This is a genomic window from Sivoneniella epilithica UHCC 1019, from assembly GCF_040830845.1.
Taxonomy (GTDB): Bacteria; Cyanobacteriota; Cyanobacteriia; order Leptolyngbyales; family Leptolyngbyaceae; genus ULC077BIN1.
On the sequence record NZ_JBFPDP010000025.1, the window covers coordinates 24,178 to 44,723 of the forward strand.

16 protein-coding genes are annotated in these 20,546 nt (G+C 47.8%); 9 read left to right on the forward strand and 7 right to left on the reverse strand.

The genetic code is table 11. From position 1 onward, the window contains the following. Positions 1–532 precede the first annotated feature (532 nt). The 3 genes from carB to fabG all read right to left on the reverse strand — a co-directional run bounded on the left by carB (position 533) and on the right by fabG (position 5,470). Entirely contained in the window at positions 533–3,793 is a 3,261-nt protein-coding gene (carB, locus tag AB3R30_RS15670) for a carbamoyl-phosphate synthase large subunit (RefSeq protein ID WP_458650139.1), read from the reverse strand. 126 nt (positions 3,794–3,919) lie between these two features. After that, positions 3,920–4,678, reverse strand: coding sequence for an ABC transporter permease (locus AB3R30_RS15675; RefSeq protein WP_458650140.1), 759 nt, complete (start codon positions 4,676–4,678; stop codon positions 3,920–3,922). A gap of 27 nt (positions 4,679–4,705) precedes the next feature. Then, positions 4,706–5,470, reverse strand: coding sequence for a 3-oxoacyl-[acyl-carrier-protein] reductase (gene fabG / locus AB3R30_RS15680; protein WP_458650141.1), 765 nt, complete (start codon positions 5,468–5,470; stop codon positions 4,706–4,708). Between the two features lie 213 nt (positions 5,471–5,683). Here fabG and trxA point away from each other — a divergent pair, with 213 nt between their 5' ends. From trxA to cobD, 4 genes are all read left to right on the forward strand, one after another. Continuing rightward, on the forward strand, positions 5,684–6,001 hold the full coding sequence (trxA, locus tag AB3R30_RS15685) for a thioredoxin (RefSeq protein ID WP_458650142.1): 318 nt from the start codon (positions 5,684–5,686) through the stop codon (positions 5,999–6,001). A 38-nt stretch (positions 6,002–6,039) separates the two neighbouring features. Then, positions 6,040–6,279: a hypothetical protein gene (locus tag AB3R30_RS15690; protein ID WP_458650143.1), complete on the forward strand. Its 240-nt coding sequence runs from the start codon at positions 6,040–6,042 to the stop codon at positions 6,277–6,279. A 269-nt stretch (positions 6,280–6,548) separates the two neighbouring features. Further along, complete coding sequence (locus AB3R30_RS15695; RefSeq protein WP_458650144.1) at positions 6,549–6,839, forward strand: HU family DNA-binding protein; 291 nt, start codon at positions 6,549–6,551, stop codon at positions 6,837–6,839. Positions 6,840–6,843: 4 nt separating this feature from the next. Beyond that, entirely contained in the window at positions 6,844–7,971 is a 1,128-nt protein-coding gene (cobD, locus tag AB3R30_RS15700) for a threonine-phosphate decarboxylase CobD (protein ID WP_458650145.1), read from the forward strand. Between the two features lie 62 nt (positions 7,972–8,033). Here the strand turns inward: cobD and AB3R30_RS15705 are convergent, their stop codons facing one another. Both AB3R30_RS15705 and AB3R30_RS15710 read right to left on the reverse strand, forming a co-directional pair. Further along, on the reverse strand, positions 8,034–9,020 hold the full coding sequence (locus AB3R30_RS15705) for an XdhC family protein (RefSeq protein WP_458650146.1): 987 nt from the start codon (positions 9,018–9,020) through the stop codon (positions 8,034–8,036). Between the two features lie 91 nt (positions 9,021–9,111). After that, positions 9,112–10,098: an Npun_R2479 family HD domain-containing metalloprotein gene (locus AB3R30_RS15710; RefSeq protein ID WP_458650147.1), complete on the reverse strand. Its 987-nt coding sequence runs from the start codon at positions 10,096–10,098 to the stop codon at positions 9,112–9,114. 522 nt (positions 10,099–10,620) lie between these two features. Between AB3R30_RS15710 and AB3R30_RS15715 the strand changes: the two genes are divergently transcribed. Then, entirely contained in the window at positions 10,621–12,537 is a 1,917-nt protein-coding gene (locus AB3R30_RS15715) for an AAA-like domain-containing protein (protein ID WP_458650148.1), read from the forward strand. Positions 12,538–12,658: 121 nt separating this feature from the next. Then, entirely contained in the window at positions 12,659–16,114 is a 3,456-nt protein-coding gene (locus AB3R30_RS15720; RefSeq protein ID WP_458650149.1) for a GAF domain-containing protein, read from the forward strand. Positions 16,115–16,127: 13 nt separating this feature from the next. Here the strand turns inward: AB3R30_RS15720 and AB3R30_RS15725 are convergent, their stop codons facing one another. Beyond that, entirely contained in the window at positions 16,128–17,033 is a 906-nt protein-coding gene (locus AB3R30_RS15725) for an alpha/beta fold hydrolase (RefSeq protein ID WP_458650150.1), read from the reverse strand. 96 nt (positions 17,034–17,129) lie between these two features. Here AB3R30_RS15725 and AB3R30_RS15730 point away from each other — a divergent pair, with 96 nt between their 5' ends. Together AB3R30_RS15730 and AB3R30_RS15735 are read left to right on the forward strand one after the other, a co-directional pair. Next, complete coding sequence (locus AB3R30_RS15730) at positions 17,130–17,585, forward strand: MEKHLA domain-containing protein (protein WP_458650151.1); 456 nt, start codon at positions 17,130–17,132, stop codon at positions 17,583–17,585. A 2-nt stretch (positions 17,586–17,587) separates the two neighbouring features. Beyond that, on the forward strand, positions 17,588–18,505 hold the full coding sequence (locus AB3R30_RS15735; protein WP_458650152.1) for a histone deacetylase family protein: 918 nt from the start codon (positions 17,588–17,590) through the stop codon (positions 18,503–18,505). A gap of 29 nt (positions 18,506–18,534) precedes the next feature. Here AB3R30_RS15735 and AB3R30_RS15740 read toward each other — a convergent pair whose 3' ends face one another. Further along, positions 18,535–19,626 (reverse strand): tetratricopeptide repeat protein, encoded by a 1,092-nt coding sequence (locus AB3R30_RS15740; protein ID WP_458650153.1) that lies wholly within the window; start codon positions 19,624–19,626, stop codon positions 18,535–18,537. Between the two features lie 465 nt (positions 19,627–20,091). On the opposite strand from AB3R30_RS15740, the gene AB3R30_RS15745 reads away from it, so the two are divergent. Then, positions 20,092–20,544, forward strand: coding sequence for a peroxiredoxin (locus AB3R30_RS15745; protein WP_458650154.1), 453 nt, complete (start codon positions 20,092–20,094; stop codon positions 20,542–20,544). The last annotated feature ends 2 nt before the right edge of the window (positions 20,545–20,546 follow it).

The following is a 20,546-nucleotide window of genomic DNA, read 5'->3' on the forward strand; positions in this document are numbered from 1 at the left end:
AAAGAGATTAGGATTAAAGCAGTTACAGTCAATTCCAAAGCAGAGTTGAAAGCGAGAGTAGATAAAGTTTCCATAAAATTTAAGCAGTTTTGTAATTGAGTATATTAACTATTGTATCTTTTCTGAGCAACATTCTTCTACCAAATGAGAGATAGTTTTTAATTTAAATAAAAATCTAAGAAAACAAAGTGCAGCAGCTATGTAGAAAGATTACCCGCAATCCTCTCTTATAAATGCATCCTGGGCAACAAAATATGCCAACTTGCAGCCATGTATTTCGGGGTGTTTATATTACATTCGGCGATCGCAACCAAGCCTTCATAAAAATCAATCTTCTCTCAGGTAGGTTTATGCTTCCCGTTAGCAGTTACTCTGATTTGCTGCTACTTGAGTCAGTTTAGAGTTGCTTCAATAGTCTATGACTATCAGCAGTTTTACCTCATCCTTTGAATAGATCTCGGTGGGACTCCTGAGAGAGATGTGCAAAATGAGAAAACCGACTTAGAAGTGGATACTTATCCTAGCGCGATCGTCAATCTTTGCGAAGATATTCTTGCAACGCTTTAACTGAGAGGGGTTGAGATTGTAACGATTGAATTGCAGCCGTGGTTGCTTTCGCTCCTGCCATCGTCGTAACAATCGGAATTTTATAAGTAAGCGCAGTGCGACGAATGGTGCGACCATCGGCTCTAGCCTCTTCGCCAGTGGGAATATTCATGATCAATTGAATTTGCCCGTTTTTAATCCAATCCACAATGTTAGGTCGTCCTTCATGTAGCTTAAACACGAGGTCAACGGCTAATCCATGCTCCATGAGTACCCGTCGAGTGCCTTCGGTAGCGACGATATGAAATCCTAAACTGATTAGATCTTTGACAATTGGCACTACTGCATTTTTGTCGCGATCGCTCATCGATACAAATACCGTGCCCTTCAATGGGAGTCGCTGACCGGCAGCCAGTTCTGCTTTGGCGTAAGCGGTGCCAAAATCTGCATCAATGCCCATCACTTCCCCCGTTGAGCGCATTTCTGGTCCTAAAATGGGGTCGGTGCCAGAGAATTTTTCAAAGGGCAACACCGCTTCCTTGACTGAAATGTGGCTCGGAATCACTTCTTGGGTGTAGTTGAGTTCTGCGAGTGTTTTGCCAGACATAATTCGGGCAGCCATTTTTGCTAAGGGCACCCCAATCGCTTTCGAGACAAAAGGCACGGTTCGCGATGCGCGCGGATTTGCTTCTAGGATGAAAACCGTTTCGCCTTGGCAAGCAAACTGAATATTCATTAGCCCAATCACCTTCAGCGCTTTTGCTAGGGCGATCGTCCAAGTGCGAATTTGCTCCAGTACCGCAGGGCTAAGAGAAACAGAGGGCAAAGAACAGGCAGAGTCGCCAGAGTGAATCCCGGCTTGCTCAATGTGTTCCATGATGCCGCCAATCACGACATTTCCGGTGGCATCGGCGATCGCGTCCACATCAACCTCGATCGCGTTTTCTAGGTATTGGTCAATCAAAATCGGGTGATCCGGCTCCACCTGCACTGCATAAGTCATATAGTGTTTCAGTTCGGCATCAGAGTAGACGATCTCCATCGCACGACCGCCTAACACATAGCTAGGGCGCACCACGACGGGATAATTAATTCGACGAGCCACAGCCAGCGCTTCTTCAGTGCTGCGGGCAAGCCCATTATCTGGTTGGCGAATCTCAAGCTGGCGCAGAATTTTTTCAAAACGCTCCCGGTCTTCTGCCACATCGATCGAGTCGGGCGAAGTTCCCCAAATTTTGGTTTCAGGGAGGGATGCATCGTGATCCGCTCCGATAGATTCCAAATATTTTTGCAGCGGCAGCGCCAATTTCAGCGGAGTTTGTCCGCCAAACTGAATGATGATGCCTTCGGGATTTTCGGCTTCAATGATGTTCAGCACATCTTCTTTAGTCAGCGGCTCAAAGTAAAGGCGATCGCTGGTGTCATAATCGGTGGAAACAGTTTCAGGATTGGAGTTGACCATAATGGTTTCAAAGCCATCTTCTTGCAGCGAAAAAGAGGCATGACAGCAGCAATAGTCAAACTCAATGCCTTGACCAATCCGGTTTGGACCGCCGCCTAGGATAATCACTTTACGTTTCGTAGAGGGTAGAATTTCGTTCTCCTCTTCATAAGTAGAGTAATAGTAAGGAGTCAAGGCTTCAAACTCAGCCGCGCAGGTATCCACAGTTTTATAAACGGGAATCACGCTCAGGCTCTTACGATAAGCGCGTACTTCGTCTTCGGTAGTTTTGGTGGCAAAGGCAATTTGGCGATCGCTAAAACCTTGCCGTTTCACATCCAACAGTTGCTCTTTGGTTAAACTTTTGAGCGCAGTCCGCTTGAGAAATTTCTCGGTTTCTAATAGCGCCTGTAGCTTATCCAAAAACCAGGGATCGATCGCGCTTAGCTCATAGATTTCTTCCCCGGTCATGCCCATCAAAAAGGCGTGGCGCACCGTAAAGATTCGGTCTGGATGAGGCGTTCTGAGTCCGGCTCGAATGTGTTCCAAACTAGGCACTTTTTCTGGCTTGTCGCAGCCCCACCCCGCACGACCCGTCTCCAGCGATCGCAGTGCCTTTTGAAACGACTCTTGAAACGTACGCCCGATCGCCATCGCTTCACCCACGGATTTCATCTGTGTGGTTAAAGTCGGTGTGGCATCGGGAAATTTTTCAAAGGCAAAGCGAGGAATTTTGGTGACGACATAATCGATCGAGGGTTCAAAGCTAGCAGGCGTTTTCTTGGTGATGTCATTGGGAATTTCATCTAAGGAGTAGCCCACCGCTAGTTTTGCGGCAATTTTGGCGATCGGGAACCCCGTTGCCTTCGATGCCAGCGCCGAACTGCGAGACACACGCGGATTCATCTCAATCACGATAAAATCGCCCGTATCGGGATTGACCGCAAACTGAATATTGGAACCGCCTGTTTCTACGCCAATCTCCCGAATGATTTTGATCGAGGCATCGCGCAACCGCTGATATTCCTTGTCAGTCAAGGTTTGGGCAGGCGCAACTGTAATCGAATCGCCCGTGTGAACCCCCATTGGATCTAAGTTTTCGATCGAGCAAATAATCACCACGTTATCTGCCAAATCCCGCATCACCTCTAGCTCATACTCTTTCCAGCCAAGTAAAGATTTCTCAATCAAAATTTGAGATACCGGACTGGCATCAATCCCCGATGTGGCAATCTCCTCAAATTCTTCCTGGTTATACGCAATGCCGCCACCCGTACCACCCATGGTAAAAGCTGGACGAATAATCAGCGGATAGCTGCCAATTTGGCGACCAATTTCACGCGATTCTTCTAGCGTGGTTGCTAAACCCGACGGACAAACGGGCACCTCAATTCGCGCCATTGCTTCTTTAAATAGCTTGCGATCTTCCGCCATTTCGATCGCGGGTAGTTTTGCCCCGATCAGTTCCACGTTATATTTTTCTAACGCGCCGCTCTTTGCCAATGCCACTGCCAAGTTGAGCGCCGTTTGTCCGCCCATCGTGGGCAATAGTGCATCAGGACGCTCTTTTTCAATAATCTTCTCCACAATTTCTGGGGTTAATGGCTCAATGTAGGTGCGGTCTGCCGTATCTGGGTCAGTCATGATTGTGGCGGGGTTGGAGTTGACCAACACCACTTCATAGCCTTCATCTCGCAGCGCTTTACACGCTTGAGTGCCGGAGTAGTCAAACTCGCAGGCTTGCCCAATCACAATTGGACCAGAGCCAATCAGCAGAATTTTGTGGAGATCATTACGGCGCGGCATAGTCAAACAGTCCAGGAAATTCCCACACATTGTAAAGGAAAGCTCACACTACATTGGTAGTGATTTAACTAATCCCAAGGTTTTTTGACAAATTGCTCTAATTTTCTGGTCAACAAACTGGCAAACTTAGGTTAACTGCGCGTCTTTAGTGAAATGTTGGCGGCAGATGCCCCAAGTGATCAGCAGAATGATCATGAGCGTGGCAAGAATGATCATAAACAGCACCACAATTTGATAAGCCGTGGCGGTTAGGGGAGGAACGCCGCCAAGGAGTTGAGCCGCCATAAAGGTAGGGACAGTGGACAGCCCAATGATCGTGGCAGTATTAATGGTGGGAAGCAGACCAGCACGGATGGCATCGCGACGGTATGAGGCGATCGCCTGCTCTGGTGTTGCACCCAAACTCAGGTGCGTTTCAATTTCCAGCGGGTTCGCGTTGAGGGAATTGACCAATCGTTCTCCGGCGATCGCGGCTCCATTCATGGCATTTCCTAGAATGATGCCTGTTAGCGGAATCAAGTATCGCGGATCAAGCCAACTGCGCGGTTGGATGACGAACAAACTGGTATAAACCAGGGTTAACGCAACCCCAATGAACAGCGATGCTGCCACGATTGGCACTAAATAAGGAATCTTTTGGCTAATGCGGTTGCGGGTGACGATCGCAGTGACCACAAGCATGACACCCACAACACAAAGTCCAAACCAGGGATTGTTGACTTCAAAGGCAATGGCGATCGCATAACCCAACACGACCAGTTGCAGCACACTGCGCCCCGTTGCCAATGCCAGATTCCACTCTAAACCCAGCTTTTGCCAGGCGGAAAGAGCGATCGCGATCGCCATTAATCCCAATGCCAGCGCCAACTGCAACAATGAATCCATCAGACCTACTTAAAGAAAAGATTACTTTTACGCCATCACCATACCGCCATCCACATTCATCACTTGTCCGGTAATGTAAGCAGCGGCGGGATCGGCGGCTAAAAAGCGAATCATCCCCGCCACTTCTTCGGCTTGTCCATAGCGATTCAGCGGGATGAATTTCAAAATCTCGTCCGACTTTACGTCCGCAGTCATGTCTGTGGTGATGAAACCTGGAGCCACTGCATTCACGGTAATCCCCCGGCTTGCCAGTTCTTTTGCCACCGTTTTTGTAAATCCGATCACGCCTGCTTTAGCGGCGCTATAGTTTGCCTGCCCCGGATTGCCCATTTGTCCCGCAACCGAAGTGATGTTAATCATGCGCCCTGATTTTTGTTTCAGCATGATTTTACTCACCGCACGAGTACAGAGAAACACGCCTGTGAGGTTGAGATCAATCACCGCTTGCCAGTCTTCTAATTTCATTCGCAATAGCAACGTGTCGCGGGTAATGCCAGCATTGTTGACCAGCACATCAACTCGCCCAAATTTTTCCATGACCGCAGTAATCAAGCCGTCTACCTGATCAGCTTTGGACACGTCGGCAGGCAGGGCGATCGCTGGACTGCCCAAACCTATAATATCCGCCACAACCTGCTCAGCAGCCTCTTTAGAATTAGCATAGTTCACCACCACACTGGCTCCCTCACTTGCCAATGCCAGCGCCGTAGCCCGCCCAATTCCGCGTGAGGCTCCTGTGACGATCGCCACTTTTCCTTTTAACCGCTGTAACCCTTCTGGCAGTGCTTCCATTATTATTTCTCCCAACGCCCACATTCAAACCGAGGCTAAACTAATCGCCCAATGATCATAAAGGAAAAGGCGAAAGGGAAAAGGCGAAAGATAAGAAATTGGGAAGAAAGTGAGGAAATTAAGCCTCTAGCCTTTATTGTTGCCTTGGAGATGAAGCCTTAGACAAAACAAATTTCTATCTTATATATAGATGGATCGCAAGAGGATAACAGCATGACCACGAAAAAAGAATTTACGAGCTTTGATGAGATGATTGCAGGATCAGAGTTACCTGTTTTGGTTGATTTTTATGCGACGTGGTGTGGTCCTTGCCAGATCATGGCGAAGATTTTGGAACAGGTGAATGCTCAAATGAAAGACCGCCTAAAAATTGTCAAAGTTGACACAGATAAATATCCTCACATCGCATCTCAACATCAAATTCAGGCATTGCCCACCTTGGTTCTATTTAAACAAGGGCAACCCGTGGATCGAATTGAAGGAGTTTTGCAAGCCGATCAACTAGTTCAACGGTTGCAAGGGGTGATTTAAGCGAGTTTCAGGGGTCAGGCACGTAAAGTTTTAAAACAATGCTTTTGGTAAATTCGGCTTATGGATGGAGTCGGAATCTAGCGCGATCGCCCGATGGCTTAGTCTGCTTGAAAATCCCACTTTTGTCTCTTTCAAAGCAGCGTTTACCCAAAAAATGGCTCACGTTTTATTGGCAAAGCCTCTGCCTACTCAGCTTTTCGAGCGTTGAGACTGTTTTAGAAAAAAGAGATGAGCGATCGCATTTAACTAAGCAGGGCGATCGCGGTTACTTGGAATGAAAGCGCTTAGAAGTTGCTTTGATCCGTATTGGGAGAGCTATTTGATAGGAGTGGCTTATACGCCTAAAATGCGGAATTTTGGAAAAAACGCCCGAAAGCCAAATAACTTAAAGGTTTTGGGGATGCGGATTTAAGAAGCAGCCCCTAGAATAGGGCATTGAAAACTTTAGTCAGTATGAGTTTCAGCGTTTTGGCAAAACTCTTTCCAACAATGGGTTTTTTGTAATGAGATCCCGTTTCCAATTTGTCCTGTAGTAGAAGGAATTCCCATGAACAAAGGCGAATTAGTGGATGCAGTGGCTGATAAAGCCAGCGTGACTAAAAAACAAGCGGATGCCGTTCTGTCGGCGGTGCTAGATGCTATTGTTGAAGCCGTTGGCAGCGGTGACAAGGTGACATTGGTTGGGTTTGGTTCATTTGAGCCGCGAGAACGAAAAGCACGAGAGGGGCGCAACCCTAAAACTGGCGCTAAGATGGACATCCCAGCGACAAAAGTTCCTGCTTTTTCGGCTGGAAAGCTATTTAAGGAAAAAGTCGCTCCGGTTGGGAAGAAAAAGTAAAAATATGGCTGGGGCATCCATGCCTGTCTATCGTCCATCGCACGGGGGAAATCTAGTTTGGGCTGCATCGCTCGCTCACTGTTCCCCTGCTGCCATTCTTGACTTTTCGGCTAGCATCAATCCTTTAGGTCCTCCCCCATCGGCGATCGCTGCCATTCAAGCCGCATTAGGAGAGGTGAACGCCTACCCCGACCCGACCTATTCCCAGCTTTGTCATGCCATCAGCAACTTTCACCACATTCCACCAGAGTGGATTTTACCGGGTAACGGCTCTGCTGAACTGCTGACTTGGGCATGTCGAGAACTCGCAGACTTAGACAAAACTTACCTCCTCACTCCTGCCTTTAGCGACTATCAACGAGCATTAAAAGCTTTTGGAGCGGTCGTTGAAGAATGCCCTCTGGACGAGTTTCGAGTGCCGAGTGCCGAGTGCCGAGTGCCGAGTGCCGTAAGTCCTTTGGACTGGCTTCGCCATTCGCCATTCGCCATTCGTTCTGGTTTGCTGCTTAATAATCCTCACAACCCCACTGGGCAACTGTTGACACGAGAGGCGATCGCGCCCTACCTGGATCAGTTTGCACTGGTGGTGGTGGATGAAGCCTTTATGGATTTTTTGCCCCCCGGCGAGGATCACAGTGTGATCGATTGGGTGCAGCAGTATCCTAATTTGGTGGTGCTGCGATCGCTAACCAAGTTCTACAGCCTCCCCGGTTTACGGTTAGGCTACGCGATCGCCCATCCAGAGCGAATTCAGCGCTGGCAGCAGTGGCGCGATCCCTGGTCGGTCAACTCGCTGGCGGCAGCCGTGGGCAGTGTTGTTTTGCAAGATACCGCCTTCCAGCAACAGACTTGGGATTGGCTGGCAACCATGCGCCCAAAATTTGAACACCAACTTGCTAGGATTCCCGGCTTACAACCGCTGACCAGTGCCGCAAATTTCTTCCTGGTACAGAGCGATCGCAGCGTACCGGAACTGCAAGCAACCCTACTAAAACACGATCAAATATTGATTCGAGACTGTATGAGTTTTCCCGAACTGGGCGATCGCTATTTCCGAGTTGCCGTCCGTACTGCTGAAGAAAATCAACGACTAATCGATGCTTTGAGTCAGAGAATAGGAAATAGGGAATAGGGAATAGGAGTCAGAGGTTCCTGAAACTCAAAACTCAAAACTCAAAACTCAAAACTCAAAACTCAAAACTCAAAACTCAAAACTCCTACTTTCTTTGAAAGCGGCTTGCCACTGCCACCCCGACGCACCAAAATCAGTTCTGCGGCAATGCTAACAGCGATTTCTTCGGGAGTGAGCGCGCCGATATCCAAACCAATTGGCGCATACACCGTTGCTAGTCTTTCTGGAGAGACCTCTGTTGCAAGCGCTTGATAAACTTGCTTCACCCGCTTTTGGCTGCCAATCATGCCGATATAGTCACAGGCTAGTTCGCGATGGAGCAACGCTTGGAGGGCAGCGCGATCGCATTGATAGCCGCGAGTCACCAGTGTGGCAAACAGATGTAAATGGTGGGTGAGTTGCGCCAGAGTATCTGTGATTGACTCGTTAAAAATGTGAGCGGCTTGGGGATAGCGATCGCGGTTTGCCCACTCTGGGCGATCGTCTTGCACGGCAACTTGAAATCCAATTAAATCTGCAACTTTGGCAAGCTGTTCGCCCACATGTCCCGCGCCGACAATCAACAACAGGGGAGGAGGTTGGAGGGTTTCGGTGAATATGGAGTGCGGAGTGCGGGGTGCGGAGTTCGAGGTAATCAGGTGTGGCAGCGGGGCAGCAGTGAGCGGAGTAACTAGGGTTACGGGCTGTCCGGCTTCGAGATGGGTGAGGATCTGCTGGACAAGGGCGATCGCCCAGTCCCCTGTCCAGCGATCGACCAAAACCTGCATTATGCCACCACATACGCCCTGAGTCTCTCGTTGCGGAGAACCCGACAAATCAATTTCTACTAATTGCTTATCGCCTGTCGATAATACAACCCTCGCATGTTGAATGACTTTCGCTTCTCCAGCCCCACCGCCAATCGTGCCAATCGTGTGTCCATTCTCCAAAATCACCATCTTCGCTCCTATCTCGCGGGGAACAGAGCCTTTGATGGAAATGATAGTTGCCAAGGCGATCGGCTCAGTCTTTAAGAGTTGAATTACCTGACGATAAAAGTCACAAATCATAGTTCATCAATCCTATGTCACTGATGAGGTGCTAAATGAGTCCATTCGCCAAGCGACTCTCTTGAATAGGAATATCGCTGTCAGACAGAAATTAGGACAGAAGAGGCTCATTTGCCGAGGTAGATATGGACAAGGGGGCAGCGGCTAACAGATCACATTCATCCTGCAAATAATAGTGATAGCGCTGTTGATCAAAAATTGGGTTCTGTGGAGATGAGTCGTTTGCTTGCGAGATGTGCGATTGTTCAGCGATCGCCACATTGTTGAACAACTCTTGTACAATCTGCCGTCCGCGCTGGGTGGCTTGTAGGTGGCGCAATGCGGGTTGAATTAGAGGATAGACTACTGTGCGAAAAAAATCAGGAAAACTTGCCCGTAAATCATCCGGCGTTTGATAACCCATCGTTTTGTTGGTTCCAACTTCGGCAAATTCATGAAAGAGCGCAGGTAGTTTTTCTAGGTAGTGCGGGTCTGCTAATTGCCCAATCAAATCGGCTGCCCGTGCTAAACCAGGATAGGTGTCAGTGTCTTGATAGTCTGCCCGATCTGGAATTGGAAAGCGGGTTAGCTCAATCATGTGCTGGATAGTTTCCACCTGGATCAGATGATAGTTACGAAAGGTTTCTGCTACAAATTTTTGGCTGCGATCGACATGATAGGGTGTGAGGCTGGCATCAGTTGCACTCGGCGCGATCGCGACCTGTTCATTTCCAACACCCGTTGCATAGCAGTGTTGATCGGGTTGGTCATTGCGACAAATGCCCTTGAGATAACCCACATCATGACACAGCAAGGCAAGCACAAAATGGGTCCACTCTGAGGGAGTTACCGTACCTTCAAGCAGGTGCTTGCCGCGCAAAATTTCTTGCCCCACCATCGTCACCAAAATAGTGTGTTCCACATCGTGATACAGGGCATCGGTGTGGGCGATCGCGGTCAGGGTGATCATCGCGGCTTGCCCAATCAAATCGGCATCCTGTGGCTTGACTGAACCATAGGCTTGGCGGTAACTCCTTTGTAATTCTGCGATCGCACAGCGAATCATGGTTTCGGTTGGATTGAATGTGGGGGTAAACATAGTGACGTTCCTCTGGCAGATTGAACCAACTCAAGCTGAAAATAAATGCGTAAAAACCTTAAAAGGTAAATGCTTGTTGTGAATAGCTTCGCGAATTTTTAACAAAATGAGAACCAGAAAAGCTCAGTTTTTAAGTGATCTTGATCAACAATTAGAGTGATTACAAAAACTCATAAAAAGTTGTTACTTAATTCATTCAATAGAACCTCATGAAATCTCCTAAAAATCTCAGTATTGATATTTATTTGAACGGTAATAAGCACCCTTTAATGGTTGGCAAGATATTGTGTTAAAAGATAAAAGACATCTTGCACTAGAAGGAAAAGCTTATTCATTCAGGATCTAACCGTCTGGCAACTCAGAGAAAAATCGACTCAGTGTGATCTCGATCAAGGTATCAAATTTTGTTTCAACTAGAATTAAGCAGCATGAAATCAACTGCAAATGCTCCTTCCTTTTCAAATTAGTGCTATCTACTTCGTTAAAATCACCTACCAAAAGTGACCATAGTGGTTACTAAAAATGGACATTAAAGAAGCTCTAGAAATTGCCGACAGTCTGCTTTATCTTCATACCGGAAAATATCTGACTGACTTAGAACGTGAGGTATTTATTGGTTCTTGGAATGGACAAACCTATGAGGAAATTTATCCGATTAATCCAGAATATGTTGAGAAATATGTTGGCTATAAATTATGGCGAAAACTCTCAAATGCCTGCGGCGAAAAAGTTACTAAAAAGCAATTTCGGGGAGCATTGGAACGAGCATTACAAAGCCAGTCGCCAGCTATGGCTACTTTAGTTCAGCCTGCTGTTCGCTCAGTTCAAAAAGTTTTTATTAGCCATCGTCATCAAGAGCCAGATGTGAGCTTAGCGCGAGAATTTTTTGAGGCGATCGCTGCGGCTGGACATATCCCCTTTATGACCGATACTCATCCGTCTGTCACTCCCTACAACAATCAAGATTGGCTCAAACAAATTGATCATCACCTCCAGCAGTGTGATTACTTTTTACTGCTACTTTCACCGCAAGCGGCTGTTAGCGAAATGGTGATAGAAGAACTAGAGCGTGCCAAACACCTCCAAGGCATTCGTAGAAATGGCAAACCTGCTGTATTGTCTATTCGAGTGAATTGTCAACCCCACACGCTGCTGAATCACGACTTGCAAGCTTACCTAAAAGACAGTCCCCAACGAGAATGGCATACCTCGATCGATACGGCTGATCTCGCTCAAGCCATTGTTCGGTACGTCAATGGCACCGAGTCTTGGACACTGGGCGATCGCCCAATCCATCCTCAAGACCTTCACTTCCCCCAGCCCCCAGCCCACCCCTCACCTCAAAACTCAAAACTTAAAACTCAAAACTCTATTTCTTCCCTTCTGCCCACCCCATCTCCCACTGCCGACCCCGAAATTCCTCAAGGACAGGTTCGTCTCAACTCTGCCTTTTATATTGAGCGATCGCCCCACGAAGCCCAGTGCTATCGAGAAATCTTGCAGCCAGGAACCCTGATTCGGATCAAAGCACCGCGCCAAATGGGAAAAACGTCGCTGATGTCGCGAATTCTCTATCAGGCAAGAGAGCAGGGCTTTCAGACAGTGCCGCTGAGCTTTCAACATGCGGATGTGGGTATTTTTTCCAGCTTAAGCACCTTGCTCCAATGGTTTTGTGGCAAGGTCGCCCGTAAACTCCGCCTACCCCATCAAATCGATCAATACTGGACAGATACCTATGGCAGCAAAGACAACTGTACGCTCTACTTTGAAGATTGCCTCCTTTCCAAAATCGACAGTCCTTTGGTGCTGGGCTTGGATGAAGTCGATCGCATCTTTCAATATCCCAAAATTGCCGATGATTTCTTTGGCTTACTGCGTGCTTGGTATGAAGAGGCAGGATATGGCGGCAATGACAGCAGCCTGTGGGAAAAGTTGCGCTTAGTCGTGGTGCATTCCACCGAAGTTTATATTCCCCTAGATGTGAATCAATCGCCCTTTAACGTGGGCTTGCCGATTGAGCTATCGGAATTTAACCCTAGCCAAGTAGCAGATCTCGGACAACGACATGGCTTGGACTGGCAACAGACTGAGGTTGAGCAACTGATGGCGATCGCCGGAGGGCATCCCTACCTCGTTCGGCTGGCACTCTACCACCTTGCCCAACAGTCAATCACCCTCAGCGATCTAATCCAAACCGCTCCCACCGAAGCAGGCATCTATGGCGACCACCTGCGCCGCCACCTGTGGAACCTCAAACAACATCCCGAACTCGCCAATGCCTTTAACCGCGTCGTTGCGAACCTCGAACCCACGGAACTAGATTCTATCCTCGCCTTCAAACTACACAGCATGGGCTTAGTCCACCTTCAAGGCAACGAAGTCACTCCCCGCTTTGACCTCTACCGCCGCTACTTCAGCGATCGCCTAGAAAAAGAGTAGGAGAAAAGAGGAAAAAGTTTTGAGTTCTCAATTTTGAGTTTTGAATTCAAAACTTAAAACTCAAAATTCATAACTTAAAATTCCATACTCTACACTCCACCTTCCACAATCGAACTTGCCCATGCCCCCTTCCCCTTTCACCTACAAAGTCGGCGGACACCTCCCCCTCGATGCGCCGAGTTATGTCGTGCGGCAAGCCGATCGCGATTTATATGAAGGCTTAAAAGCAGGAGAGTTTTGCTATGTGTTGAATTCGCGGCAGATGGGCAAAACGAGTTTGCGGGTGCGGGCGCTGCATCACTTGCAGGCGGAAGGCATTGTCGGGGTGGCGATCGACCTAAACAAAATTGGGAGTCAAGAGATTACGCCCGATCAATGGTACGCAGGTTTGATGCGGCGATTGGTCACTAGTTTTAATCTGCCTGTAGAGTTGCGAAGTTGGCTGCGCGATCGCGAATATCTGCCGCCTGTGCAGCGATTGAGCGAATTTTTGGAACAAGAACTATTGGCAGCAGTGTCCGAAAAAGTAGTAATTTTCATTGATGAAATCGACAGTATTTTGAGTTTAGGATTTCGCACCGAAGACTTTTTTGCTTTCATTCGCGCCTGCAATGAATACAAGCAGTTGACTTTCGCATTACTCGGTGTTGCCACTCCTTCAGACTTGATTCAAGATAAGAATCGAACTCCCTTCAACATCGGTCGCGCCATTGAACTAGATGGCTTTAAACTCTCGGAATCGCAGCCCTTAGTCGATGGACTTATTGATAAAGCTGATCGCCCTTGGACAGTCCTAGAAGCAATCTTAGAATGGACGGGTGGGCAACCTTTTTTAACTCAAAAATTGTGTAAGTTAATCCATACCTCTGACCCAACAATTCCCCTCGGAAAAGAAGGCGCTTGGGTCGATCAATTTGTGCGATCGCGCTTGATTGATAATTGGGAGGCAACCGATGAACCACCCCACCTCAAAGCGATTCGCGATCGGTTACTCCGAATTGGACAGCGCAGTCGGGGCGTTGTCGATGTTTATCAACAGCTTTTGAAACAAGGCGAAGTGGAAGCCGTCAACACTCCCGAACATATCGAGTTGTGCCTTTCTGGATTGGTCGTCAAACAGGCTGGAAAAATCCGCATTAGCAACCAGCTTTATAGCACGGTTTTTAACTACGGTTGGGTGATTAAAGCGCTGACCGATTTGCAAGCAGACTTCATGCAAGTGGTTTCCAGCCAGGAACAAAAGCTGCTCTCCATGCTCAGCGTTATGGAAGGCAAAGATTTCGCCGATATTCTCTACGAAATTTTAGGATCGATTACGCTGCGAATGGGCGATTTGCTGGGTGCCGATCGCACCACTATCTTCTTTATTGATGAAGAAAAAAATGATATTTGGTCGATCATTGCTCGTCATGAAGGAGCCGATTTTCCTGACATTCAAATTATTGCCAATCAGGGTATGGAAGCTCAGATTACCAACATCAAAAAGATGGAGATGCGGGAAGAGTCGGAAACGAGCGACGGCTACCACATCTACAATGAAATGCTGCTGCCGTTGATGAACGATCATCGCAAGGTCGTTGCGGTGGTGCAGTTGGTCAACAAGCTAAAACGATCTGCGCCGTCGCACAGTCTGACCTCAATATCCAGTATCGCGATGCCCCTAAGCGATCGCGTCAATCCCCACGGCTTCACCCAATCAGAACACCACCAGCTAGAGGAATATTCCCCCGCTATTCTCCGCATTTTGGCACGCTGTCAAGACTGTTACAAACTAACTCAACGATTGCAGGCATCGGAAGCACTCACGGAAGCGACGCGATCGGTGTCTCAAAGCAGTCTCGATTCTGACGAAATTATTGGGCGGGTGATGGAAGCGGCAAAAAAACTGATGAACGCCGATCGCACGACCCTGTGGCTAATAGATCGCACCAGCAATCAGCTTTGGACGCGCATTCCGTTTCAGGATGGCACCTTCAAAGAATTGCGAATTCAAATTGGCGAAGGGTTTGCCGGAAAAGTCGCCGAAACAGGTGAACCGCTCAACATTCCCTTTGACCTTTATGACCATCCCGATTCCGACACCGCCAAACTCACCGATCAAAAAACCGGATATCGCACCTGTAGCCTGCTGTGTATGCCCGTTTGGAGTCCGGATGGAGCCTTGCTAGGCGTAACCCAACTGGTGAATAAGCGCCGCCAAGGGGAATTTTCTGATTACGATCCGGCTGGTTGGCCCGAAGCTCCAGACTGCTTTCAGGCAAGCTTTGACAATAACAGTCAGCGATACATGCAAATTTTTAACGCGCAGGTGGGCGTGGCGCTATACAACGCTCAGCAGTTTGCCGCCATGAAATATCAGGCAGAAAACCATCCCCAAAGTGTGGTGCTGCAAACCTTGTCGATGCTGAACCAGGTGATGGATAATCAGGGCTTTGATGACATTCTGGATACTACGCTGCGATCGATTACGTTGAAATTGGGCAAATCGCTGGGTGCCGATCGCAGCACTATCTTTTTGCTGGATGACGAACGCAATGAACTGTGGTCAATTGTGGCAGAGTCCGAGTCCGGCGATGCAACATCAGGCGGGCGATCGCTGGAAATTCGCATCTCGGCTGATCAGGGTATTGTGGGCGAAGTTGCCCGGTCTCAGCAGGCGATTCTGATTCCCTACGATTTTTACGACGATCCTCGATCCGTCACTGCCAAGGAGCAAGATCGACGTAATGGATATCGGACTTACACCATGCTGGCAATGCCGCTGATGAGCGATCGCGGCAAACTGATTGGCGTGATTCAACTGCTGAACAAACTCAAGCCGGATCATAACTCCAATACCGATCTGGCAACTCGCATCGATCCCCAAGGCTTCACTGATGAAGACAGGCAGCAATTTACTGCAAACACGCCTCTGATTCGGATGATTTTGGAAAGTTTTTGCTCCTATCACACCACTGCTAGAGGACAGCGAGTTGCCGCCGCGTTGATGGCAGCCACGCGATCGGTTAGCCAAAGCAGTTTGGAACCGGAAGAGATTTTGATACGGGTGATGCAGGCGGCTAGGGAACTGATGAATGCCGATCGCAGTACGCTTTGGCTGCTCGATCGCGCCACCGATGAACTCTATGCTGAGATTTTGTTGGCAAATGGCGATCGCCAAGAAATTCGAGTTCGTGTCGGAGAAGGGGAAATTGGGCAGGTTGCCGCAACGGGCAAAATCTTAAATATTCCCTTTGATGGCGGCGATCGCTTTGATTTAGACATCACTCAAAAAACTGATCTTCATAGTGGCGATCGCATCTATAGCTTACTTTGTGTTCCTATTCTCAATCCGGATGGAGAACTGATTGGAGTGACCCAATTGCTCAATAAAAAGAAACCTGGCATAGAATTAGACTCTCTGCCTAGCCACAGCAAAGATATTCCAGATTGCTTCCAAACGAGCTTCGATGAAACCGATCAAAGCTATATGCAGCTTTTCAATAATCAGGCAGGAATCATTTTACAAAATGCTGAATTGCTAGCTGCTGTGAAACAACAAGAACACAACCTTCGCACTAATTTAGAAATCAACTAATCTCATTTGATTCTCATTTGATAGACTCACTTTTACTCAGGTGGGCTAGCCAGTTCACAATCAAAGGATTCACTGCATCCGGGTTTTCGTCGTGGGGACAATGCCCCGTATTGGGAATGGGAATGAAGGTGAGGGGATTACTTTTGGCAAAGTCTTGATAAAGGGTGGCTCCGGCGATCGGAGTCCAGGGGTCGGCTTCGCCCCACAGCACGAGCAGCGGCGCTTTTACTTTGGGTAACAACTCCGTGGGAGACGGACCTGCGGCAGCGGTAAGAACCGAGGCAAACACCTGTTGGGCACCCGGATCACAGGAAGGATTGTAGAGTAGATCGATTAACTCATCGGTCACAGCCGCGCGATCGCGATAGACCTGATAGAGCGTCCGGCGTAGGCGAGATTTTTGACGGATGCGGTTAAACAAAAAGGGACCAATGAGTTTAGAACTGACTATTTTGGTAAAGCCACCCATGATTATTCGCAGCGGCAAATTAAATTCATCAGGGCGATGGTTCAATCCACCTGCACAATTGAGCAACACGCCACCTGCTGCCAATTCAGGATGTTCTGCCATCATGATCAAGCACAGCAAGCCGCCAATCGAATTTCCTACAAACACGGTGGGCTGTTGAATGTGGGCTGTCCAAAAATCTTTCAGTTGTTCTTGCCACAAATCGAGAGAATAGTCTAATGCGGGTTTATCGGAACCTCCAAAACCCAATAGGTCGATCGCATATACCCGATAGCCTGCGGCAGCTAACACTGGAATGTTTTTACGCCAATGTCCCAACGATGCGCCAAAGCCATGGACTAGCAGCAAGGGCTGTCCACTGCCCATGACCGCGTAAGGAATTTGGTAGCCTTTCCAAGTCCAGGTCTGAATTTCAAAGGGGCGATTGCTAACGAAGGGTTGGGTTAACACAGTATATAGATTGATAAGGGGCAGGTTCTTAACCTATCTTAATAATACAAGAATCTAGAAGATAGCGGCGAGAGGCGAAAGGCAAGAGGCGAGAGAATGAATAGGCAAAAAGAGGTAGTTCGTCATACTCAGCGGTTGCTCCACAGTTTTCATCAATGGACGGGAAAGCCTCTGTTAACCAGTCATGGAGATGAAAGTGAGATTGCCCAGACATTATTTGAAGCGCCTTTTGTGGTGGTATCTCACGGGACAGAAGCTGATCCAATTTTGAACTACGGCAATCGGCAAGCATTGCAACTATGGCGAATGGAGTGGAAGCAGTTTACTCAAACGCCGTCTCGTCTCACCGCTGAATCGATGGAACGGGCAGAGCGCGATCGCCTCTTGCAGCAAGCGAAAGCGAACGGTTTTATCAACAATTACCAGGGCGTGAGAATTGATAGCACAGGACAACGGTTTGCGATTCAGAATGTCATTTTGTGGACTGTGTTAGACGAAAGGGGGATCGGTTGCGGTCAAGCAGCCACCTTTGATTACTGGACATTTCTCTAATCATGGATTTGCCTATTGTCTATCATCCCGATTATGTGGCACCGCTGCCAGAGGGTCATCGGTTTCCCATGGCTAAATTTCGGCTGCTCTATGAACGATTGCTGGCGGATGGGGTGGCAACTCGATCGCAGTTTCATTTGCCGGAGCGATCGCCTTCCGCTTGGATTGAGCAAGTGCATACGCCAGAGTATGTGCAAGCTTACTGTGAAGGCACCTTAGATATAAAAGCGCAGCGGCGGATTGGCTTACCTTGGAGTGATGCCTTAGTCAACCGGACTTGTATGGCGGTGGGCGGGACAATCTTGACGGCACAACTCGCATTACAGCACGGATTGGCGTGCAATACGGCAGGCGGAACCCATCATGCTTTTCCAGCTTATGGATCGGGGTTTTGTATTTTTAATGACATGGCGATCGCGATTCGCTGCTTGCAAGATCAACGACTGATTCAAACTGCCCTCATCGTAGATTTGGATGTGCATCAGGGCGACGGCACCGCTTTTATTTTTCAATCAGATTCTAGTGTCTTCACCTTTTCAATGCACTGTGCTGTCAACTTCCCCGGCACCAAACAGCAAAGCGATCTCGATGTGCCTTTGGCTGAAGGGATGGAGGATGACGAATATTTACAAACTTTGGCTATCCATTTGCCTCATTTACTGGCTCAAGTCAAGCCCGATCTTGTCTTCTACGATGCTGGTGTTGATCCCCATGGGGGCGATCGCCTCGGTAAACTTGCCCTCACCGACACTGGGTTATTTCGCCGCGAGATGCAAGTATTAGATACCTGTTTGTCTCAAGGGTATGCCGTCGCCTGTGTGATTGGAGGTGGCTATGCAGAAGATATGCCAGCGTTAGTGTATCGTCACTCGTTGCTGCATCGTGCCGCGAGTGAACTATATCGCTACCATCGCCTTTAGAGATCGACCTTAAAAAAAACAAACCTAAACTAGCGAAAATTCTTTAGATCAGCAGGAACCATCTTGAAAATGGCTTGTGCTTTTGGACCAAAGACGATCGCATCCTCAGACTTCAAATCAGTTGAACGACACTTTTTACCATTAATCATTAAGCCATTCGTGCTAGGTTTCCCGCTCAAATCGCCGTCTGTAATTTGGTAAGCCACAATTTCGTTTTCAGGATTGACCCGTTCTAAAACTGCATGGTGTCGAGAAACAAACTGAGAATGTAAACAAATATCACTTTTAGGATCACGCCCGACTGAATAGCGATCGCGCTCTAGCAAAATTTCTCGTTTACCCCAATCATCTTCAATGATCAGTAGGGGTTGACCTTGAGGAACACGGAGAATTTCAGGCTCGACTCTAGAGGTAGAGGCAAACACAATGTTGGAATCTGTGTCGCCCTCAACAAAGGTTTGCTCATCATAGCCCGTGGTATAAACGGGGCTGGTGGTAGGTTGTTGATAGGGCAGTCCTGATTTGCCAGCCGCTAAATTCCGTGCCTCCCAACACACTGAGTCGTCGGGTTTCAATGCTAAAGCGCTATCATAGCTAGCGATCGCCGCATCATAGCACCGCAGTTCGGCTAAAGCATTTCCACGATTTCGCCAGCACAGTTCATAGTTTGGATTGATTGCTAAAGTGCGGTCATAGCAGGCGATCGCTTCCTCTGGAAGGCTCATACCATAGAGCAGCAAATTACCGCGATTGTGCCAAATGTGCTCATGGTCAGGAGCGAGTTTTAAGGCTTGGTCATAGCAAGAGAGAGCTTGAGTATAATCACCTATGCCATAGTGAAAGGCATTTCCGCGCTCATGCCAAATTTCGCAGGCAGAGGACGGATGGGGCTTTAAGCTTAAGGCGCGATCATAACTCGCGATCGCTTCAATGTAGTCACCACAACTTTCTAAGGCTAAACCGCGCTCATACCAGACTTCATAACAATCTGTTTGAATATCCAGTACATGGTCATAATAAGCAACTGCCTGGTCATAGTTAAAAGAAGAGGCAGCAGCAAGCCCCTGACGAAACAACATCAGAGCTTCCCTATTAAGCGCTATTTGACCGGTATCAAGCATGATTCTTATCCTGATGCACTGAGTATTCACTAGGGTGAATACCACACATAAAGCGAGTAGCTCAAAATATATCGCTGCTACTTCCCAAATTTTACCTATCCTCTATCAAGCTAGCGTGAAACCCATAGTTTCCTCACACTTTCTTTAAATAAGGACAGATAAATACAGATGGATAAAGTCATAGCATTTGAGCAGCCACTTTAAGTAGGCTCAAGAAATCAGGTTCGAGTCAAAATAAGCTCCTATAAACTTTTCAATTACCTCTCACGTAAAATAATGATTTGCTTTCAAGTGAAGATACGAAAATCTTTTAGATTTGGATCTCTGGTTTGCAATCTAGTTTGCGATCGCGCTCTTATCTTATTGGCATCGCTTGTAACGGGAAGTGCAGTGCAACTAGAGAGATCGCTGTACTATCTAGATGACAGTCATAGTTATTGAGTCGGGAGTTAATGCAATATGGTTATGCCAATTCGAGAGGGAGATACCGCTCCCAACTTCACACTGCCTTCCCAAACGGGACAGATGATTGAATTTAGACAGATTCTAGGTGAAAAAGCGATCGTGCTTTATTTTTATCCAAAAGATGACACACCCGGTTGCACAACGGAATCTTGCGCTTTTCGCGATAGTTATACCGTGTTTCAAAACGCAGGTGCAGAAGTGATTGGCATTAGCGCAGATTCTCCTGAATCCCATAGCAAGTTTGCCACAAAACATCAACTTCCCTTTATATTACTTAGCGATACAGGCAACAAAGTTCGCAAGCTATTTGGCGTTCCTTCTACCTTAGGAGTATTGCCCGGTCGCGTTACTTATGTGATTGATCCACAAGGCGTAGTCAGAAAAATCTTTAATTCTCAGCTTAATTTCAAAGGGCATGTAGAAGAAGCCCTGAAAGCTTTACAAGGCGGATAGCA